Genomic DNA, 20,579 nt, shown 5'->3' with positions numbered 1-20,579 from the left:
TCAGGAAGCCCCGATGGATCCGTCCTTTGCCCCCTATATCGCCGTCGCGCTGATCATCCTGCTGATGGCATTCGGCGCGCCGGTCTTTGCCGCGCTGGCGCTCTCCGGCGCCGTCGGTATCGTCTTGGTCGAAGATTTCGCGTTTCTGATGACGCGCCTCAAGTCGATCTCATACTCCACCACTGCTGTGTATACGCTGACGATCATCCCGCTGTTCATCCTGATGGGCAGTTTCGCGCATCACGCGCAGGTGGGTAAAAAGCTGTTCGACGTTGCCAGCCGTTGGGTCGGGCATCTGCCCGGTGGCTTGGCGATGGCAGCGATCCTGACCAGCGCAGGCTTTGCGGCCACATCTGGCTCAAGCGTGGCCACTGCCGCCACCGTAGGTTCCGTCGCGATCCCCGAGATGAAGAAGGCGGGGTATCAGGGCAGTCTTTCGGCCGGCGCAGTCGCGGCAGGCGGCGTGCTGGGTGTGCTTATTCCGCCAAGCGTCTTGCTGATTTTCTATGCCGCGCTGACGGAAACCTCGGCTGGCAAGATGTTGGTCGCCGGGTTCCTGCCGGGGCTGCTGACCGCGATCATGTTCATGGTCGGCATCTATTTCATCGCCCGTCGCGGCGATATGCGCCACGCGGTCACCCCACGCGCCAGCTGGGGCGAGGCCGTGCGCGAAACGGGTAAGGCATGGCAGGTTATGGTGCTGTTCATCGTCGTGATGGGCGGCATCTATCTGGGCCTCGTCACCCCTACAGAGGCGGGTGCCGTCGGTGCCTTTGTCGCCTTGATCATGCTGCTCATGCACCGCCCCAGCTGGCCGGGGATGCTGGGCCGTATCGTGGCGAGCTTCCGGTCCACCATCGACACCACGGTCATGATCCTATTCACCATGATCGGCGCCGCCGTCTTCAGCTATTTCCTGACGCTGATCCAGGTGCCCAACCAATTGGCCGAGGCGGTCGTCGGCTCGGGCCTGCCACCGTATTTCATCGTGGCGATGTTGCTTCTGGTCTTTGTGCCTTTGGGGATGTTCCTCGATGCCTTCTCGATGATGGTCATCACCATCCCGATCATGTTCCCGACGATCCAGTCGCTCGGCTTTGATCCGATCTGGTTTGGCATTCTGGCCGTCAAGATGTGCGAGATCGGCCTGATCACGCCGCCGGTCGGGCTGAACTGCTATGTCATCGCCGGTATTGATCGCGAAACACCCCTGCCCCAGATCTTCCGCGGTGCGCTGTGGTTTGTCCTGCTGGAGGTCATCACGATCATGATCCTCTTTGCCTTCCCGATCATCACCACGATCCTGCCGAACTGGATGGGATCTTAAGGCTTCAGCCGGCGCGCCCTCAACAGACGCGCCGGTTGCCTATCTCATGCCCGCGGTTCGCTGCGCAGGCCCTTGTAGATCGTGTAGCACATCACCAGCATCAGGATGCTGAACGGCACGCCGGTGGCCGTGACCCCTGCCTGCAGCGCCGACAACCCGCCGCCGATCAGCAGGACGATGGCGATCAACCCTTCGACCACACACCAGAAGATCCGCTGCGGCACTGGGGCGTCGATCTTGCCGCCGGCGGTGATCGTATCCACCACCAGCGAGCCGGAATCCGAGGAGGTCACAAAGAACACCAGCGCCAGCACGATCGCGATGGTCGATGCGGTCTTGGTAAACGGCAGCTCGTTCAACATGCCAAAGAGGCTCAGCTCCGGCGAATAGCTGTCGATCACATTGGCTTTGACCAGCGACGTCTCGGGGGAGGTCAGGATCTGGTCGATGGCGATGCCGCCAAAGACGCCCATCCAGACAAAGATGATCAACGACGGGATCAGCAGAACGCAGACGATAAACTCCCGCACCGTGCGCCCTTTGGAGACGCGCGCGATGAACATGCCGACGAAAGGTGCCCAGGATACCCACCATGCCCAATAAAAGGCGGTCCACCCCTCGCGGTAGGCATCATCTGTCCGCCCAAAGGGGTTCGATAGCGGGATCAGCTCTTGCGTATAGGCGATCAGGCCGGTCCAGAAACCGCCAAGGCCGATCAGCGTGGGCCCTGCGAAAAGCACGAAGAGGAAGAACAGGATCGCGACGCCCATATTGACCTCGGACAGCACCTTTACCCCGCCATCCAGCCCGCGCCAGACAGAGACAAGGGCGACGGCCGTGACCAGAATGATGATGATCACCTGCACATTCGTCGAAATCTCGAGCCCGAAGGCAAAGTTGAAGCCCGCATTCGCCTGCTGCGCCCCAAGACCCAGCGATGTGGCCAAGCCGAACAACGTCGCAAAGACCGCCAGAATGTCGATGATATGGCCGGACCAGCCCCAGACCCTCTCGCCTAAAATTGGGTAGAAACAGGATCGGATCGAAAACGGCAGACCCTTGTTATAGGTGAACAGCGCCAAGGCCAGCGCCATGATCGCGTAAACGGCCCAACCGTGTAGCCCCCAGTGATAGAAGGTCGCGGCTAGCCCCATCGCGCGGGCAGCCTCTACATTCTCGGCAATGATCGACCCGTCCGCGGCAATGGGCGACGGCACCCCAAGCGGGCCCGACACGTTCATGTGATAGACAGGTTCCAGCACGCCAAAGAACAGTAGCCCGATCCCCATCCCGGCGGCGAACAGCATCGCGAACCAAGCGGGGTAGGAATATTCCGGCACCGCATCCTCGCCCCCCAAACGCACTTTGGACATGGGCAGAAAAATCAGCACGATGCAGAAGATGACAAAGAAGTTCACGATAATCATGAACATCCAGTCGAGCTTGGTGGTGGCAAAATTACGCACCGCCAGAAAGACCGCGCCCGCTTGATCTGGAAAGATCATCGTCAGCAGCACAAAAACCACCGAAGTGATCCCCGAGATCACGAAAACGGGGTTATGAATGTCAAAGCCGATGGGGCCAAGGCTGCCGTCGATATTGTCCTGACCGACCTCGAAATCAGTCTCTATCTCGCCGTTTTCTGACGTGGGGTCGGTCATGCTCTCTCCATTCCTGTGGCTTATTGTTCGTCTCTCATGCGCGTAAACTTGCGTGTCCCTAAGGTTGAACTAGATCGCCTTACGGGAATGTCCTGCATAATTTGTGGTATAGGTAGAACGCCTGCCCCCACTACAGTTGGAAACGGAGCGCCGAAGATGTGCAACCTCTACGCGAATACCCTCGCCCCGACCCTCATGCGACAGCTGTTCAAAGTGCGCGCCGAAAACGACCAACTGGGCAATGCAGAGCCGCTGACCGCGATCTTCCCCAAAGGCACGGCCCCCATCGTGGCGCTGGATGACGATGGCAACCGCGTGTTGCGCAACACGCATTGGGGGTTCGTGTTGCCGCAAACCTCCAAGAAAACCGGCAAGCCGATCCAGCCCAAGGCGGTGAACAACGCGCGGGACGATAAACTGCGCAGCTCGCCCTTCTGGAAAGCCAGTTTTACCGAACGCCGCTGCCTGATCCCCGCCTCCAGCTTTTGCGAGGCGAAGGGGCGCAACCCGGCGACTTATGTCTGGTTTGGCGTGACAGGCGACACCCCGCGCCCGCCCTTCGCCCTCGCCGGGATCTGGCGCAGCTTTGCGGGCAACTACGGGACGGAATATCGCGAGCTCACCACATCCTCGATGATCACGACCACGCCGAATGAACTGGTCAAGGACACCCACCCCGACCGGATGCCCGCGATCTTGGACCCTGAGGATTACGAGGCGTGGCTAACAGCACCGGCAGAGGACGCTTTCCGCCTTATTAGACCCTACCCTGCGGAAAAAATGGTGATCCACCAGCAGGGCGAAAACCTGAAATCCGACCAAGGCGGGGTGTAGGCCCGCTTACCCCTCTTCGGGGCGCAGGGTGTAGCCTTTGGCCCATTCCTCGAATGTCTCGTCAAACTGATCCTGCGGCACATGCTCCAACCCCGGCAGCTCGCGCAGCAGAATGTCGAGGTTGCGGCGATCCTGCGCCGACATCTTTGGATGTGCCCTCAGCTGCGCCAGCTTCTGCGGCAAGCGCCGTTCTTCGCGCACGGTGCTGAAATAGAGCGCATAGGGAATAGCCTTGATCTGTGCGACCAGCGTGGCGAGCTGCGGCAGCAGGATCTGGCTGAACTGCGTCGTGCCGGGTGGATGCACATCCGACAACGCCAGAATGGCCCGCCCGGTGGAGACTGCTTGAGTCGTCGAGTAAACGAAAGACACCGATAAGGTCAGCACCACCATCCCCGACACGCCGATCAATGTCGCCACCACACCCCAAAGCGCGCCGCTGCTCTCATAAGTGCCGCCGCCCAAGGTCGACAGCAAATGCCCGGCATAGATCGATTTTTCCAGCACACCCGCCGGCGCGCCCGAACTATGCGAAACCACCGACCCCGCCTGCCCCGACAGGATCAGCGTCCAGCTCAAACACATCAAGATGATCCACGCCGCCCCGATGCTGACCACCACAAGCGGGCCGCAGACACGATGCACCCAATTCTGTTTTGGCAAACAACGGATAAGGCAAAACGTCCCCCGTGCCACCCGTGGCGCGAGCGGGCCATTCGCCCCCACCCCCAGCGTCGACATGACGACATCCGCCGTCACGATCAGCAACAAACAGATACCAAGGATCGCTGATATCATCCCTATGCTCCCTCATGTTCAGGCCGGGCGGCCCCATAGGAAATGGCAGCCCGATCCGCATCAGGCTGCCACAAGTTGTTTCAATTTGCGCAGGTTTTGCGCCTGCTCACCAAAATCACGCCGCCGCGCGGTCAGGCGTCAGCCCGCCCAGCTTTCCGCTCAGCGCCTCATACTGCTGCGTCAGGAACTGCAATTCCGCATCCCCCGCGGCATAAGGCTCGATCGCGCGGTCATAGGCATCCAGCACATCCGCCTCGTACTTGCGCACCTGCGCCTCGACCCCATCGGGCCCTTCGATCCCGGCCGAGGTCCAATCCAGCGCTGAATAGACCCGCTCCGGCGCTTCAAGCGCGCTCGTATCGATGCCTACGTCCGAGAGGTATTTCTCTACCTGAGCAATATTCTCCTTACGCATGGCGGTAATCTCGCTCACCAAATCCTTGCCCGCGCCATCGTCGAGGTCATCCAGCGCCGTCTCATAGGCCGCCTGCGTCCCGCTCAGCACCCGCCAAAGCTCACTCATCGCGTCATTCTTGGTCTGCATACTCACACCTTTAGCTATGATTAATGGGAAGCTTCACCAGTGCAGAAGTGACCGGTAAAGCGTTGATATCGTGATCATTATTTCCGGAGAATTAACACGCGCTGCGGGAGTTGGTTCCGGTGAGTTTTAACGGAACTGGGGGATTTTTGTCTGTGAAGCGAACGGCGAAGAAACAGCCCCATGTTTCTAAGGACTTTCGCCTGCAACTATCGGCTCCAACAACCATTTCGCGAGATAGCGCACCACCGGCACCGCAACTCCGTCGCCGGTCAGCTGATACGCCTCCAACGCCTTTTCGGGCAGCACATAGCTGTCACGCAACCCCATAAGCCGCGCCGTTTCGCGCGGCGACATCACGCGCGATCGGATCGCCTCGGGCGACACCACAAGCAGATGCTGAAGAGAGGACCCACCACCCGGCGTGCGAAGACACCCCGCCAGATCGTCAAAGCGCACCTCGGCTCGCTGAAACTTCTGCCCCTGCTCAACCCGCGTGCGCTTGTATATCGTGCCGATCACGGTACCGCCCTGCGCTTTGGCTACGGCCACCTTTTGCAGATGCGTCTCGTTCATCATCAGCAGCAGCCTGTTGGTCTTTAGCGGCGTATCCCAATTGTCAGCTGGCAATTCCGTGTCAATCACATCGGCAAGCTTCAAAACGCGCGGCGCAGGGGTCGGCATCGCCCACCACCGCCAGTGTTTTTGCAGCCGCTCTGGCAACCGTTGGTATGCCGAAACAACCGCCGGAGGATGCCATGGGCTCTGCGGGCCCGAAGCGACCACGTCATCAGGCGGCATTATCCCTTGCCGGACCGCAATGATGAGCAGACGCGGACGCGACTGCGGCAGAAAATCCGCAGCATCCATCACCACAGCCCCCAGATCATAGCCCAGCTCCGCGACCGCCTGGCAAAGAGCTGTAAAGTCCGCCCCGCCGTTTGCGCTCAGCGTGCCCAACACATTCTCCAACACGATCAAGGGCGGCACCCGCCCCTGATCTTTGAGGTCATGCAACAACCCGATCAAAGACCAGAAGCTCCCCGACCGTTGCCCCGCAAGCCCCGCCCCCACACCGGCGACCGACAGATCTTGGCAGGGGAAAGACCCCCATACCAGATCCGGCACATCGGGAAGTTCGGCAGAGGTCAGCGCCGCAATATCCGCCAAAACAAGCGCGTCCCCACCCCAGTTGCGCCGATAGATACGCGCTTTCTTGGGCGAGACATCATTGGCAAAAAGACAGCGCCATCGCACCCCCAGCCCCGCCCGCACCATCCCGCCACCGGCGAAGAATTCATAGAAGGTCATTGATCGCCTCCCTGACCTGCTTATTCAGGCGGCGGTTTTCTTCAAACAGCGTGGTATAGAACGCGCTGCGCAAACCGTGGCTATAGCGCCCGTTTCCAACGCCTTTAGGTGCGCCACCACGCGCACCATGCATGCGGCATACCGAGAAACCCTTCACAGCCGGTGCCCGACACGGTTGCCCGGTGCGCTTACTTGTCGCCGAGCAACGCAGAGCATTATGCGCGCTTTGCATGGGGTTGATGTCATTATTCATTGCGATCCCCCCCGCGGTGTATGTCGCCAACGATCGCCTGCCCACCATCGCTGACGTTCACCCGCTCGATCCGTACCGTTTGGTTTGCAGCGGAGCGGTATTTTTTCAAAGTGCGAACAAGCTCGGCAGCCGTTCGCATCGAGTTGTTGATGGCCTTCAATAAGGCCATCTGCGTCGCCAAATCGATATTACTGTTAAAGCGCATTGAAAGCTTGGAAATGGCCAGATGGATCGTCCCCAGCTGTTGCACCAACATCGCCTCAACCGCCGATTTGGGCTCTTCCTCCGCCCATAGTGCGGTCATAAACTGGCGAAAATCTTTCGCATCCGGGCCGAGAGCTTGCATGGCTGACATCAACAACCCAGTGCCCGCCGCGTTTGTCTTTGTCCCACAAAGATCACGAAGCATTTCCGGAGCTGGCGCGCCGCCTAAAAAGTTATCACCGTTGTTTGAATCGAAGGTCGGAAACGCGCGTACATTGGGCGTCTTTGGATCGCGGTCATGAGGCTTGAGTTTGTTGGTCATGCCATGCCCTCCCCGACGAATTTAGATGCGATATCCACTGGGATACTCGTCTTTTTCACCGCGTCTCGAACAGCCTGTATCGCTTTCGGATACTGAGGTGCATATTTTTCGGAGCGCAATTTCCAAACCTCGACCCCATAGTCGTAGGCGATATCGCGGAGTATCTGTCCCATCAAAATATGGTGTTTATCTGCGGTCGCGGAAGCTTGAACAGATTGCATCCGACTATCGGCATTATCAAACCCCCCTTGTTGAAGCTTATCGAGGTTTTTCAGCAGATATTTGGCGTTGTTGGTAAACTTTTTGCCTGGAAGGCGGCCGCAAAGATAATCAGAATTTGCTGCGCGCTTTAAAGCATTCAACCAGCCCTCTAGTCCGTCAATGGCTACCAGACGCTCCAGCAACATGGCGTTGACCGCTGAGCTTTGCGATGGGTAATTCAACCAGCCGTGTAATTTCGCGACAGAATTGTAGGCAGCAATTGCCCGTTCAAAATCCTTTTGTGCGATATCCCCTGCTGTCTTGATCCGTCGAACAACATCGCTCTTAGTATTATTATTACTTATTCCTTTACTATATTGTACCCGACTGTCGGGGGGCGAAGCACCCTGCAGCTGTGTATCAAGGCTGTGAACCTCGTCCCACAGACACGCATTTGAAGGTCTGTGGGGGCACGATTTAGTGTAACGTGTCTCCTGCAGATCGCTATTCGCTGCCGTATACGCATCAGGTAAGTCATCTAGCTTAGCTATGTCGATTTCATATAAATTTGAAACTCGGCCTGACGACAAAGTCTTGCGACCAACCTTGGAAATCAGGCCTGACTGTTTCAGTTTTCCCATAGCTACATCGACTGTCGATGGGCTGAACCCAGTAGCGCCTGCAATTTTAGAGATTGGCGGCCAAATATTCTTACCGTCGTCGTTCGCAACTTCGGCTAGATACAAGAAAACGTTCTTGATGGTGGATGAATCTAACGTCTTCAATCGCGTCTTGCGCACCAGTTTATAGGACATTTTTTTCCCCCTCTACCATAGTCTCGCCTTGCACTCGAACCCACCAGAGTGTGGCCAAGCTACAGCCGGATTGAAGGAGCCATTGGTTATCACTCGCTAGGTTTCCCGATGGATGGCGCTGGATGTCTAACCGATACATAAAGCCTCTCATTTGAACCTCACAAAAATTAATTAACCATCTGAAATTACTATATTTTATCGGATGCAAAAAGAGGTTTTAGAAATTGGACAAATGGCCAATTCCTCTAGAAATCCTAAACTCAACACTGATTGAGTTACTCGTGTGCAGGTACCCAATTTCACTGGGTTTCTTGCGGCGAGAACTTAGGTAGTTGTGGGACCGAAGCCACCTAGGTGCTGCCACGGAATCGGACAAATGGCCAATTTTTCAACTATTACGAGTGATTCGAAAATTGTCTAAAATGTCCGTTAGAACCCAGCAACTGACATGAGCATCTCGACTACACAGCCTCAACATCGTCACATGACAGTTTAGTCATGCGGGGCTGCTATTGGGATCTCAGTTGACGCGATGGGGTGGATTACTGTGTCGACGGAAGCGGGTGCGCGTATCTCCATAGACCAGCGCGGACAATACTCGAACAACGGCTTCGATGAGCTCTAAACTCGTTAGAAAGACTGCATACCTATTGAATTGGAGCCACCCTAGAAAAAAGCCCAGCGCAAATGTACTCAAGGTAGGTCAGGGGGGGGGTAGAGACCCTGCGATACCAATCCACGATCGATGCCAGGCAAGTGCAAGCGAGTGCTATTAGGATACAGAAGATTCGTTTGCCGACCGCGTCGCTCTTGCAATCCGTTCAGATGTGTAAGAGCGCGGACTACATCACAGCTATGCAGTTGAGCTGACATTAAGGTGCCGTTCGTCGGAATAATTACCGTATTACAAAGCACTAACGCAAATCTGGCGTACCCCCTTCCCGCTCCCACATCATCTAGCCTCGCCCCGAACCGCCGGTTGTTTCAAGAATCTATTGCGCTGGCAGATGTTTCGACGTTAAGTAACGGAAACAAATGCGCTACCGAAGAAAAGCGTTACTGAGAGCGAGGGCGATGTGACAGGCACCGTACACATCAATACACGGATCCGCCAGAATGCGGAGACCTTGGCTGCGGCCTTGGAAGGTCACATGCATAAGATCTTTGCGCCCGATGCGCGCAAGGAGCTGCGCTTATTTTCCGCAGGCGAAGCAGCGGAGCTTTTGGGTATCTCGACGAGCTTTCTGCGTAAGCTTCATTTTGACGATAAGGCGCCCGAAGTCCACACCTCGCCCGGTGGCCGTAGACACTATTCTGCCGATGATCTGCTTGAGCTGCGGCGCATTCTTGAGGGCAACGCCAAGACCCGCGGCGCCTATCAGCGCGGGCGCCGTGAGGGCGACAAGCTTCAGGTTTTGTCGTTCCTAAATTTTAAGGGCGGCTCGGGGAAGACGACGAGCGCGGTCCATTCTGCGCAGCGTTTGGCCCTGAAAGGCTACCGCGTTCTATGCGTTGATATCGACCCGCAAGCGTCTCTAACCACCCTGTTTGGCTATCGTCCAGAGTATGATTTCCTGAATTCTGGCACGATCTACGACGCGATCCGGTATGATGATCCGGTCGCGTTAGAAGACGTTATTCAGAAGACTTATTTCACCGGGATCGACCTCGCCCCCGGTGGGCTGATGTTGCAAGAGTTCGAGCACGAGACACCCCAAGCGTTGATCAACCATGCGCAGCCGCCGTTCTTTGCACGGCTGGCAACGGCGCTTCGCGATGTCGAACAGAACTACGATGTGGTGATCTTCGATTGTCCGCCGCAACTCGGGTATCTGACGATGGCCGCGCTTTGCGCGTCGACAGGGGTTTTGATCACTGTCGTGCCGAACATGCTCGACGTCGCGTCGATGTCGCAGTTTCTGCAGATGAGCGCGGATCTCCTCGACGTTGTCTCGAATGCCGGCGCAAGCATGGAGTTTGATTTCATGCGCTTCCTTATTAACCGCTATGAACCGAATGACGGGCCGCAACAGCAGGTGCTCGCTTTCCTGCGGCAGCTTTTCGACGACGAGGTGATGGTCGCGCCCATGCTGAAATCTACCGCAATTTCGGATGCGGGTCTGACCCATCAGACGATTTACGAGGTCGATCGCGCCCAGTTCCACCGGAACACCTATGACCGTGCGCTCGATTCACTAAATCTGGTTAACGATGAAATTGAATCCATGATTCAGAAAGCATGGGGGCGTTAATGGCACGTAAAGGTATTCTTTCATCCGAGACAAAGGCCCCTGCCCCGCCGCAGGAACGGCCGACACCGAAACCGTCGACGGTGCCTCGCGGTGCGGTTGGCGCGTTGCAATCCTCGCTGACGCGGCTGCAAGAGAACGCGGTTCAGGATTTTGATGCGAGCCTGATCGATATGGCGGGCGTCGAAGATCGCTTGGGCGTTGATGATGAATCGCAGCGCAAGTTGGAAGAAAGCCTGCGGACCTACGGCCAGCAGGTGCCGGTGCTTGTGCGCCCTCACCCGTCCCAAGCCGGACGGTTCGAGATTGTTTATGGCCGGCGCCGGCTGAAGGCGCTGAAAGCAATCGGCGTGCCGGTCAAAGCGATGGTCCGCCATCTGGACGATCATGCGCTGGTCATGGCCCAAGGTCAGGAAAACACCGCGCGGCAGGATCTATCATTTGTCGAAAAGGCGAGCTTTGCAGCGCAGCTGGATGCTAGCGGGCACGACCGGCAAACAATCGCGGATGCGCTGACAATTGACCTGCCCATGGTGAGCCGGATGCTCAAGGTCGGGAATGCCTTTGATCTACCGTTCCTGCGCAAAATCGGATCTGCCCCCAGCATTGGGCGGGATCGCTGGCTAACGCTGGCAAAGCTTGTACAAGAGCCGGAGGCCAAATCCCGCGCAGAAGAGGCCACCACCGTCGATACATTCAGCGACCTGACCTCGGACGAGCGCTTCGAGAGCATCTTTAAGGCCGCCAATAACAAACCAGCCCCCAAGGCCCCTGCCCCGGCAGCCACCGAGGCGCGCACACTGCGCAACCAGGACGGCAAAGCCTTGGCCGAGGTGCGGCGCACACCGCGCGGGGTCACCCTGAACATATCCGCTCGGACGGCCGGAGGGTTCGACAAATGGCTCGACACCCACGCCGAAGAGCTGATGAGAGAAATTCACGACCGCTGGCGACAGTCCAAGGCGTGAGACATTGAGGACGTAACAACAGGAGGCACAACCGGACCATAAAAAAAGCCCCCCAGGATAAATCCCGGAAGGCCATTCTCAAACTTTGCACCTTCGAGATAGCCCTAAAGATTTACCTCTGTCAACTCCGCCCCCTCGGGTAGAGCGGGTATTTTATTGTCTTTCGTGAAAATTTGATGGGAAAAGCGTTCCGAACTCTCGTCGGGCGGCCAGTAGACGACCGCGCAGCGAACCCCTGCGGGCCGGATAAATGGCTGTTACTCGATCAGCTCACACAAGCGGCGGAGACCTACGAGCTGTCGCACCGGACACTTACCGTGTTGCAGGCGTTGCTGACCTTCCTGCCCACGCGCCACATTCCGTCGGGGCCTGCGGGCATTGTTTTTGCCTCGAACCAGCGTCTGTCTGAACGGTTGCACGGCATGCCCGAAAGCACGCTGCGGCGCCATCTGGCACAGCTGCTGCGCGCGGGAATTGTCAGCCGTCATGACAGCCCCAATCGCAAGCGCTTTGCTCACAGCCGAGGGGGGGAGATCACCGCAGCGTTCGGTTTCGATCTGTCACCGATGGTGCATCAGGCGGAGGCTATCAGTCTTGCTGCTGTAGAGGCACAGGCCCGGCAGGAAGAGCTGCTCGCGTTGCGCGACGAAGTTCTGATGTTGCGTGCAAGGCTCATGCAGGAAACTGGTCACGAAGAACAACTTGCCGAGGTCGCAAAGTTGCTCCGCAGAAAGGCGGATAAAACGGAGCTGCGTGAGATGGCAGCGGCGCTCGAGAACCTGTTGAAAACGGGTCTTGAGGAAGCTTCAAACACAGAAGAAGTGAGCACCGCTTACGCCCAAAATGAGCGGCACATACAGGATTCAGATATAATTTATTTTGATTCTGAAGGGCAGGGGACTTGTACTCCCGAAAGGCCACGACCAGTAGAAAGCAACGAAGCTGAGAAAGACCGATGCGTGTCTCTCGGTCTGGTTCTCAGCACATGCAAAGAGCATCAGTCCTTCTTCCCAGAACCCCTGCGCAGCTGGTCTGATGTCGAGCGTATCTCTGACGAGATCGCGCCTATGCTAGGGATCGACCATCCCGTGATAATTGACGCAAAGCGCATCATGGGCAGGGAGGCTGCTGCGATCACCGTCCTATGTATGCTCGAGAAAGCAAACGCCATTCGCAGCCCAGGTGCGTACCTTCGCCGGCTTACACAGATGGCGAGGGATGGGGCGTTTTCGCTGAAACCGATGGTGATGGCACTGGCAAATCGGGAAATTGTCAGCTGACAATTCGTAATATCTTTGGATTACAGTGCCTTATGATTACATCAAGTCGCAAATTGCCAGCTTAAAGCGGATTGGCAGGAGTGCGCGCGTCAACGAATCTATATTGCTGAGATCGGGTGAAACATGGGTGCATTCAGGCAGATCACCATATCTGTGCCAGCAGTTTCTTGCGTATTCCCTTTTGACGTGTCTCTTAATATAGGGTGGCACGAGGAGGAATATCCAACATCTTGCGGCCATAACAAGGCAAGGACCCAGAGCCTGACCTGCCGTCCGCTGATCCGCAAAAATACCTTCGTGAAACGATAGTAGTTTGGTAACCTCCGCACATTACAAAGACTTTTTATATTCGAAGAAAATTATCGCCATGCACATGAACAGTATTCACGACCTTTCGAGAGCAAAAAAGCGGGCCATTTTTCTGGCCGTCGACAGCATGCTTGTCCCTCTTGCTCTCTATTGCGCCTTTGCCTTCCGCTACGGGACGGGCACGCCCCTGATGCCGATCGCAGACAGTTGGGTGTTATTTCCCGTCATCTCGATGTGGGGTGTCGGTATCATCTGGGCACTGCGGCTCCACCGCATCAAGCTTAACGCTTTTGATACCCATTCCATGTCAAATATCGGAGTAGCGTCGCTATTGATCGCCTTCAGTGCTGTGATGCTGAGCTATTGGTTAAAGCTGTCGGCGCCGCGGTCCGTACCGCTTCTTTTGGGGCTGTTCTTCTGCATCTTCGCCGTCGCGGCGCGTGTGGTGGGGCTGAACCTGCTGCGTTGGCTGTCAGAGCGCGGGGGTAACCGCAAACCGGTCGCGATCTACGGGGCAGGGGCTGCGGGTATCCAATTGGCAGCCGCCCTGAGGCAGGCAAGCGAAGCGCGGCCTGTGTTCTTCATCGACGACAACCCGAACTTGCACGGTCTCATGGTCGCAGGGTTGCCTGTTCATGATCCCGCTAAACTCGGGAAGCTGGTCAAAGCGCGCGATATCGAGCAAATCCTGTTGGCAGTGCCATCTATGGCCAAGAAGCGTCGAGATGAGCTGATCTCAAAGCTCAGCGTTTATGAGGTCGAGGTGCAGGTGCTGCCGTCCTATGTGGACCTGATGTCTGGCAAAGGGCTGGCTGATAGCCTGCGCACCGTCGCGCCGGATCAGCTTTTGGGCCGTGATAAGGTCGATCTTGATACCCCAGAGATTGCGAAAACATACGCTGGCCGCGTCGTGATGGTGACCGGGGCAGGGGGCTCGATCGGGTCCGAGCTTTGCCGGCAGCTACTGAACTGTAATCCGGCGCGGATTATCCTGTTTGAGCAGGGTGAGTTCCAGCTGTACTCAATTGATCAGGAGTTGCAGCCTGAGGCGAAGGCCACGGGGATCCCTATTGTCAGCCGTCTTGGGTCGGTCACAAACAAGGCGCGCGTCGCCGGTGTGATCGCGGAGGAGGGGGTCGAGATTGTCCTCCACGCTGCGGCCTATAAACACGTGCCACTGGTCGAGGAAAACGAGCTAGAAGGCGCACGCAATAACGTGCTCGGCACCCAAGTCGTCGCCGAAGCCGCTGCTGAAGCTAAACTTGAGCGCTTCATTCTCGTCTCCACCGACAAAGCCGTACGGCCGACAAATATCATGGGCGCCACCAAACGGATGGCCGAGCTGGTGGTACAAGATGTCCAAACGCGTAATTCTAGTACGAAGTTTGCCATGGTGCGCTTCGGTAACGTACTGGGGTCCTCTGGTTCGGTTCTACCACTGTTCCAAAAACAGATCGCTCGCGGGGGGCCGGTGACGGTGACCCACAAAGATGTCACACGCTTTTTCATGACTATACCCGAGGCCGCGCGTCTGGTTTTGCTGGCTGGTGCCTATGCGAAGGGTAGCGACGTGTTTGTCCTTGATATGGGAGAGCCCCAGAAGATCATCGACATCGCCCGCCGGATGATCACACTCTCTGGCCGAAAGGTTAAGGATCCGACGACAGGAGAGGGTGACATTGAGATTAAAGTGACAGGTCTGCGGCCCGGAGAGAAGCTCTACGAAGAGCTATTGATCGATGACGACAGCTTGTTGCCGACACCACATGCGAAGATCCTCCGAGCGCAGGAGGGGATGCTGAGCCAAATTGAAGTGGCTGCAATGGTAAGAGAATTGAACGGCTCAATTTCATCGGCAGACTCGGTTAGGCTGCGCAAGTTGATTGCTGCGCGGGTCGAAGGATATCACGTACAGGATAGTGACAGTCAGGCAGGGTGAGGCTGGCGAAGTGTACGTTAATCCGGTATGACGCGAGCAACAATCAGGGCGTTATGCCCCCTGCACATAGGGGAGCTATCCGTCCCCTCCTCATTAAAAAATGTTTGAGAACTGAGCAATATGGCTAAAAGAATAATGGATGTGGTGGGCGCGCTACTAGGCTTGGTTATCTTTTCGCCAGTTTTGCTGTTGCTGTATTTTTGGATCCGGAAGGACATGGGATCACCCGTACTTTTTCAGCAGGCGCGTCCTGGCCGAGACGGCCAGCCGTTCAAAATGTTAAAGTTCCGGTCCATGAGAGATTCTACAGGCCCTAACGGTCAACAGCTGCCCGACGCGGAACGCATAACGCCATTGGGGGGCAAGCTACGTTCTTCCTCGCTCGATGAACTGCCAGGGCTATGGAACGTGTTGAAAGGGGATATGAGCTTGGTTGGGCCGCGTCCGCTGTTGGTTGAGTACCTGCCACTCTATTCTCCTACTCAAGCGCGCCGGCATGAGCTGCGCCCGGGTATAACCGGATGGGCGCAGGTGAATGGGCGGAACGCGTTGTCATGGGAGAAAAAGTTCGAATTTGATGTTTGGTATGTGGATAATAGAACCATTTGGCTGGACCTCAAGATCATATGGCTGACGATCCGAAAGGTGATCAAAAGTGATGATATCTCCGCTGAAGGAGAGGTAACAATGCCACGTTTTACTGGATCGCAACCACGGACCAAAATCTAAATGACATCGATCAGGATCATCGGTGCCGGGGGGCATGGAAAAGTGGTTGCCGATGTAGCTGCCGCTGTAGGATATACAGATATTGCATTTCTCGACAGATGTTTTCCTGAACGTACACTCAATGGGAGTTGGAAAATTTGTGGTACACCATCTTGGGACGGCCCAGCGCACAGGTTTTGCGCTGTCGGCTCAAATGCTGTGCGAGCCCGGCTTTTTGACCAAAGTAGTTTAGGAGACGCTCCAGTTCTAATACATCCATTCTCGTCGGTTTCGCCCTCTGCGTATCTTCAACCCGGCACTTTGCTCGTAGCTGGCGCGATCGTGAATGCTGATGTGAATGTTGGTCGGGGGACTATTCTAAACACTGGGTGCAGCATCGATCATGATTGTATCATCGGGGATTTCGCACACATATCACCTGGCGCTCGGCTCGCGGGCAATGTGCAAATCGGGGCACGCACTTGGATTGGGATTGGGGCTGTCGTGCGAGAAGGGGTGAAAATTGGATCAGATGTGACTGTCGCAGCAGGGGCAGCTGTTATACACGATATTGCAGATAACATGATTGTCGGTGGGGTACCTGCGGTTCCTCTCAAACGAAGGAATTAAACGATGCTAAACGGACCTTTGCCGCCCTGGCCGAACTATACACAGGAAGAAGCCGATGCCGTATCGCGGGTTTTGCTGTCGAATAAGGTAAACTACTGGACCGGCCAAGAAGGCCGTATGTTCGAGGAAGAGTTTGCCACCTTCGCCGGCACAAAATATGCGATTGCTCTTGCGAATGGAACAGTCGCACTGGATTTGGCTCTTCATGGGTTAGGTATCGGGTCGCAAAACGGCGGTTCCTCTGAGGATGAAGTAATTGTTACGCCGCGTAGCTTCATTGCCTCCGTCTCAACAATTGTGAATGCGGGTGCCCGCCCGGTATTTGCTGATGTTGATATCGTGAGTGGCAACATTACAGGTGAAACAGTTGCGCCTGTGATTACGGACAAGACGCGCGGCATAATCGCAGTTCACCTCGCGGGTTGGCCTTGCGATATGGACGGCCTGCGCGAAGCCATAGGTGGGCGGGAAATCAGATTAATTGAAGACTGTGCTCAAGCCCATGGCGCAATATATAAAGGGAACCCAGTCGGTGGGCTTGGAGATGTAGCCGCGTGGTCGTTCTGCCAAGACAAGATCATGACGACCGGTGGCGAAGGCGGCATGGTCACCTGCGATGACGAGGCACTTTGGCGCCGTATGTGGGCATTTAAAGACCATGGAAAAAGCTATGAAGCAGTATATGAGCGCGAACATGCACCGGGTTTTCGCTGGTTGCACGAGAGCTTCGGCACAAACTGGCGCTTGACGGAAATGCAATCAGCTATAGGCAGAATTCAGCTACGGCGTATGCCGGAGTGGCATGCGGCCCGTGCGGCGAATGCAGCGGCGCTAACCGAGGCCTTGGAGCCGTTCGCTGGAGAAAGCGGCCCAATGCGACTGGCGACCTTAGGTTCTAAGAATTCAACGAAGCTCGATAATGGTACGCGCCACGCTTGGTATAAATACTACGCCTATGTACGGTCGGAGAACCTGAAAAACCGTTGGGATAGGGATCGTATTGCTGAAGTCATAACCGCGGCTGGCGTTCCTTGCATGCAGGGGTCTTGTTCGGAAATGTATTTGGAGAGGGCTTTTGCTAAAACACTTTCACGGCCCGCCAGCCCCCTACGGGTTGCAAAGAAGTTGGGGCAAACGAGCTTGATGTTCTTGGTCCATCCTGGCTCTAATGATGCACATCATGTTGATACTGTTGGATTACTTCAAAATGTTTTGGGGCGGGTCATAATCTGACCTCGATAAGCCCAAGATCGCGGATAGATTGGGCACTAAGACTTTCTGAACCGCGTGATAATATTCTTGTTTTTGCAGGGGATGGCTGTTAACGCTCAAACCTGAACAATTATCTTATATATCGTATCTAAGTTATAGAATAAGTTTTTCTCGAAGAACAAAGCAGTTTTCTGATGCCAAATAGACGTAAGCAGCTTCAGCAAGACGCGCATTACCGTGTGCTCCGACTTCTTAAGGACAACCCCGAAATGACGCAGCGCCAGCTAGCAAAGGCTGCTGGGATAAGTGTTGGGGGAATGCACTACTTGCTGAAAGCGCTTATCGACAGGGGTTTCGTTAAACTGGGCAATTTCTCGGCTTCAACCGATAAGCGTCGATACGCCTACGTTCTGACACCAAGCGGTATCGCTCAGAGGGCATTAATGACACGAGTGTTCTTAAAGCGCAAAATGGACGAGTATGAGGCGCTTAGACAAGAGATCGAAATGCTTAGTACAGAATTGGAAATCGAGCCCCCTAATGCTGGGGCTGCAAAATCTTGAACGGAATGATTTTATCATGAAGCCACGTAAAGTACTGATCACCGGCACCGCTGGTTTTATCGGCTTCCATCTTGCCAAGCTCCTCCTCGCCGAAGGCTTTATTGTCCACGGCTTTGACGGGATGACGGATTACTACGATGTAGCTCTCAAACAGCGCCGTCACCAAATGCTACTTCAAAGCCCAAATTTTTCCGCGACGGAAGGGATGCTTGAGGATCAAGCTTTGTTCGACCGCGTCGCTGATGAATTCGCTCCGGATGTGATTGTCCATCTGGCCGCGCAGGCCGGCGTTCGTTACAGCTTGGAGAACCCGCGGGCCTATCTCGACAGTAACGTGATCGGCACATTCAATGTGATGGAGGCGGCACGGCGCTTAAAGGTCAAGCATTTGATGATGGCGTCGACCTCTTCGGTTTACGGTGCCAACGAAGAGATGCCTTTCATCGAGACTGAAAAGGCTGACACGCAGCTGACCATCTATGCGGCTACAAAGAAGGCCACCGAGAGTATGGGCCATTCCTATGCTCATATCCACGATCTACCCACCACAATGTTCCGGTTCTTTACCGTCTATGGCCCATGGGGTCGGCCGGATCTGGCGCTTTATAAGTTCGTAGATGCTATGTTGGATGGGCGGCCGATCGACATCTACAACAACGGCGATATGTACCGTGACTTCACCTATGTTGATGATCTTGTTCGCGCGATCCGCTTGTTGATCGACGCAGTGCCAGAGCGGCCGGAGGGTGGCGTTGTGCCAAAAGGCGACAGCCTTTCCCCGGTGGCTCCGTACCGTGTGGTCAATATCGGTAACTCCGACAAAGTACGGTTGCTAGATTTTGTGGACGCGATTGAAGACTGTCTCGGTCAAAAAGCACAGCGAAACTACATGGGCATGCAAACCGGAGATGTGCCCGCTACTTGGGCCAATGCAGAGTTACTGAAAACACTAACGGGCTATCGCCCTCAGACAGATTTCCGGGATGGCATCGCACGGTTTGTCGAGTGGTACAGGGAATATTCGGGGAAATGAGTGCGAACATGCAAAAAATAGCAGTTATCGGGCTTGGCTATGTTGGCCTTCCGCTTGCCATAGAGTTTGGTAAAAATCGCCCAGTAATCGGCTTTGACATCAACCAAAGCCGCATTAACGCATTGCGCGAAGGTCGTGACGATACGCTGGAGGCTTCCGAGGAAGAGCTTCGCGAGGCTTCGCAGCTTTCATTCACGACAAACCCTGCAGATCTGGCGGACGCGCAAATCTATATTGTCACGGTTCCAACTCCGATTGATGCGCACAAGCGCCCGGACCTGACGCCGCTAATCAAAGCATCAGAAACCTTGGGCAAGGTTCTTAAACGCGGCGACATCGTAATCTACGAATCCACAGTATACCCCGGAGCCACAGAAGAAGACTGCGTGCCCGTGCTGGAACGCATCTCAGGCTTAACCTTTAACGAAGACTTTTTTGCGGGATATTCTCCGGAGCGGATCAATCCCGGAGACAAGACGCACCGCTTGCCAGATATCTGTAAGGTAACGTCCGGATCCACACCCGACATCGCCGAGAAAGTGGATCAGCTTTATGCCAGTATTATCACAGCAGGCACGTACAAAGCTGAAAGCATCCGTGTAGCAGAAGCTGCGAAGGTAATTGAAAACACGCAGCGGGATCTGAACATCGCTCTGGTCAACGAGCTGGCCATCATCTTCAATAAAATGGGCATCGACACTGAGGCCGTGCTAAAGGCCGCAGGTACGAAGTGGAACTTTTTGCCTTTCCGTCCGGGGCTGGTCGGCGGCCATTGCATTGGCGTGGACCCCTATTATCTGACCCATAAGGCCGAGGCGGTAGGGTATCACCCTCAAGTGATCCTCGCAGGGCGACGTATCAATGATGGCATGGGTGCATATGTCGCCGGTCAACTAGTTAAGGCCATGCTAAAGCGGCGGATTCAGGTAAACGGTGCAAAGGTGCTTATTTTAGGGCTCACGTTCAAAGAAAATTGCCCCGACTTACGGAATACACGTGTTGTCGACGTTGTGCATGAATTGCAGGATTATGGTATCCATATTGATATCTACGATCCTTGGTCCAATCCCGAAGAAGCACGCCATGAATACGGGGTGGACCTCGTAGAGGCTCCGCAAGATGACTACTACGATGGGATCGTCCTGGCCGTTGCACATGACCAATTCAAAGTTATGGGAGGCAACGGGATGCGCGCTTTCGGCAAAGCTGATCACGTGCTTTATGATTTGAAGAACGTCCTTGGTGCGCAAGAGAGTGATTTAAGGTTGTGAAACCGTCAGCTTTGCCCCGTATCGATGGCGTTCATCTTTCCCTCAGGCTCGTGCAGCCCGAGGACGCTGCGTATATTCATGGATTGCGCATAGATCCGACCTATAATGGCCATCTGTCTACGGTTACAGGAACGGTGGAAGATCAGCGCA

At 55.5% G+C, this 20,579-nt stretch carries 19 protein-coding genes; 12 read left to right on the top strand and 7 right to left on the bottom strand.

Annotation, left to right across the window (positions count from 1 at the left end; all coding sequences use genetic code 11):
• Positions 1–13: 13 nt before the first annotated feature.
• Positions 14–1,327 (top strand): TRAP transporter large permease, encoded by a 1,314-nt coding sequence (locus EE36_RS17010; RefSeq protein ID WP_005854381.1) that lies wholly within the window; start codon positions 14–16, stop codon positions 1,325–1,327.
• A 44-nt stretch (positions 1,328–1,371) separates the two neighbouring features.
• On the opposite strand, the gene EE36_RS17005 is transcribed toward EE36_RS17010, so the two are convergent.
• Positions 1,372–2,988, bottom strand: coding sequence for a BCCT family transporter (locus EE36_RS17005; RefSeq protein WP_005854383.1), 1,617 nt, complete (start codon positions 2,986–2,988; stop codon positions 1,372–1,374).
• 156 nt (positions 2,989–3,144) lie between these two features.
• Here EE36_RS17005 and EE36_RS17000 point away from each other — a divergent pair, with 156 nt between their 5' ends.
• Positions 3,145–3,822 (top strand): SOS response-associated peptidase, encoded by a 678-nt coding sequence (locus tag EE36_RS17000; protein ID WP_005854385.1) that lies wholly within the window; start codon positions 3,145–3,147, stop codon positions 3,820–3,822.
• Positions 3,823–3,828: 6 nt separating this feature from the next.
• On the opposite strand, the gene EE36_RS16995 is transcribed toward EE36_RS17000, so the two are convergent.
• The 6 genes from EE36_RS16995 to EE36_RS16975 all read right to left on the bottom strand — a co-directional run bounded on the left by EE36_RS16995 (position 3,829) and on the right by EE36_RS16975 (position 8,267).
• The gene (locus tag EE36_RS16995; protein ID WP_005854387.1) at positions 3,829–4,620 is read right to left on the bottom strand and encodes a hypothetical protein; all 792 of its coding nucleotides are present in this window, start codon (positions 4,618–4,620) and stop codon (positions 3,829–3,831) included.
• A 115-nt stretch (positions 4,621–4,735) separates the two neighbouring features.
• Positions 4,736–5,164 (bottom strand): hypothetical protein, encoded by a 429-nt coding sequence (locus EE36_RS16990; RefSeq protein ID WP_005854389.1) that lies wholly within the window; start codon positions 5,162–5,164, stop codon positions 4,736–4,738.
• Positions 5,165–5,350: 186 nt separating this feature from the next.
• The gene (locus EE36_RS16985) at positions 5,351–6,472 is read right to left on the bottom strand and encodes a DNA cytosine methyltransferase (RefSeq protein ID WP_005854391.1); all 1,122 of its coding nucleotides are present in this window, start codon (positions 6,470–6,472) and stop codon (positions 5,351–5,353) included.
• Complete coding sequence (locus EE36_RS17520; protein ID WP_156785601.1) at positions 6,459–6,725, bottom strand: hypothetical protein; 267 nt, start codon at positions 6,723–6,725, stop codon at positions 6,459–6,461. Before EE36_RS17520 ends, EE36_RS16985 begins: the two co-directional genes overlap by 14 nt.
• Positions 6,718–7,251 (bottom strand): hypothetical protein, encoded by a 534-nt coding sequence (locus EE36_RS16980; protein WP_005854395.1) that lies wholly within the window; start codon positions 7,249–7,251, stop codon positions 6,718–6,720. The genes EE36_RS17520 and EE36_RS16980 overlap by 8 nt, the downstream gene beginning before the upstream one ends.
• Complete coding sequence (locus tag EE36_RS16975; protein ID WP_005854396.1) at positions 7,248–8,267, bottom strand: helix-turn-helix domain-containing protein; 1,020 nt, start codon at positions 8,265–8,267, stop codon at positions 7,248–7,250. The genes EE36_RS16980 and EE36_RS16975 overlap by 4 nt, the downstream gene beginning before the upstream one ends.
• 1,076 nt (positions 8,268–9,343) lie before the next feature.
• On the opposite strand from EE36_RS16975, the gene repA reads away from it, so the two are divergent.
• The 10 genes from repA to tviB all read left to right on the top strand — a co-directional run bounded on the left by repA (position 9,344) and on the right by tviB (position 20,429).
• A complete protein-coding gene (gene repA / locus EE36_RS16970; protein ID WP_005854399.1) occupies positions 9,344–10,519 on the top strand; it encodes a plasmid partitioning protein RepA in 1,176 nt (391 codons plus the stop codon).
• A complete protein-coding gene (gene repB, locus EE36_RS16965; RefSeq protein WP_005854400.1) occupies positions 10,519–11,484 on the top strand; it encodes a plasmid partitioning protein RepB in 966 nt (321 codons plus the stop codon). The genes repA and repB overlap by 1 nt, the downstream gene beginning before the upstream one ends.
• Before the next feature lie 176 nt (positions 11,485–11,660).
• A complete protein-coding gene (gene repC / locus EE36_RS16960) occupies positions 11,661–12,764 on the top strand; it encodes a plasmid replication protein RepC (protein ID WP_005854403.1) in 1,104 nt (367 codons plus the stop codon).
• A gap of 313 nt (positions 12,765–13,077) precedes the next feature.
• Positions 13,078–15,012, top strand: a complete 1,935-nt coding sequence (locus tag EE36_RS16955; RefSeq protein ID WP_254655607.1) for a nucleoside-diphosphate sugar epimerase/dehydratase — start codon at positions 13,078–13,080, stop codon at positions 15,010–15,012.
• Positions 15,013–15,132: 120 nt separating this feature from the next.
• Entirely contained in the window at positions 15,133–15,741 is a 609-nt protein-coding gene (locus EE36_RS16950) for a sugar transferase (protein WP_039912457.1), read from the top strand.
• A complete protein-coding gene (locus tag EE36_RS17795; RefSeq protein WP_083776480.1) occupies positions 15,742–16,350 on the top strand; it encodes an acetyltransferase in 609 nt (202 codons plus the stop codon).
• Positions 16,351–16,353: 3 nt separating this feature from the next.
• Complete coding sequence (locus EE36_RS16945; RefSeq protein ID WP_005854412.1) at positions 16,354–17,583, top strand: DegT/DnrJ/EryC1/StrS aminotransferase family protein; 1,230 nt, start codon at positions 16,354–16,356, stop codon at positions 17,581–17,583.
• A gap of 173 nt (positions 17,584–17,756) precedes the next feature.
• Complete coding sequence (locus EE36_RS16940; RefSeq protein WP_005854414.1) at positions 17,757–18,125, top strand: MarR family EPS-associated transcriptional regulator; 369 nt, start codon at positions 17,757–17,759, stop codon at positions 18,123–18,125.
• A 16-nt stretch (positions 18,126–18,141) separates the two neighbouring features.
• Entirely contained in the window at positions 18,142–19,158 is a 1,017-nt protein-coding gene (locus EE36_RS16935) for an NAD-dependent epimerase/dehydratase family protein (protein ID WP_039912455.1), read from the top strand.
• 8 nt (positions 19,159–19,166) lie between these two features.
• The gene (gene tviB / locus EE36_RS16930) at positions 19,167–20,429 is read left to right on the top strand and encodes a Vi polysaccharide biosynthesis UDP-N-acetylglucosamine C-6 dehydrogenase TviB (RefSeq protein ID WP_005854417.1); all 1,263 of its coding nucleotides are present in this window, start codon (positions 19,167–19,169) and stop codon (positions 20,427–20,429) included.
• Positions 20,430–20,579: the final 150 nt, after the last annotated feature.

Origin of the sequence: Sulfitobacter sp. EE-36, assembly GCF_000152605.1 — a bacterium.
Classification (GTDB): Bacteria; Pseudomonadota; Alphaproteobacteria; order Rhodobacterales; family Rhodobacteraceae; genus Sulfitobacter; species Sulfitobacter pontiacus.
This window is presented reverse-complemented; position numbering and strand designations above follow the sequence as displayed.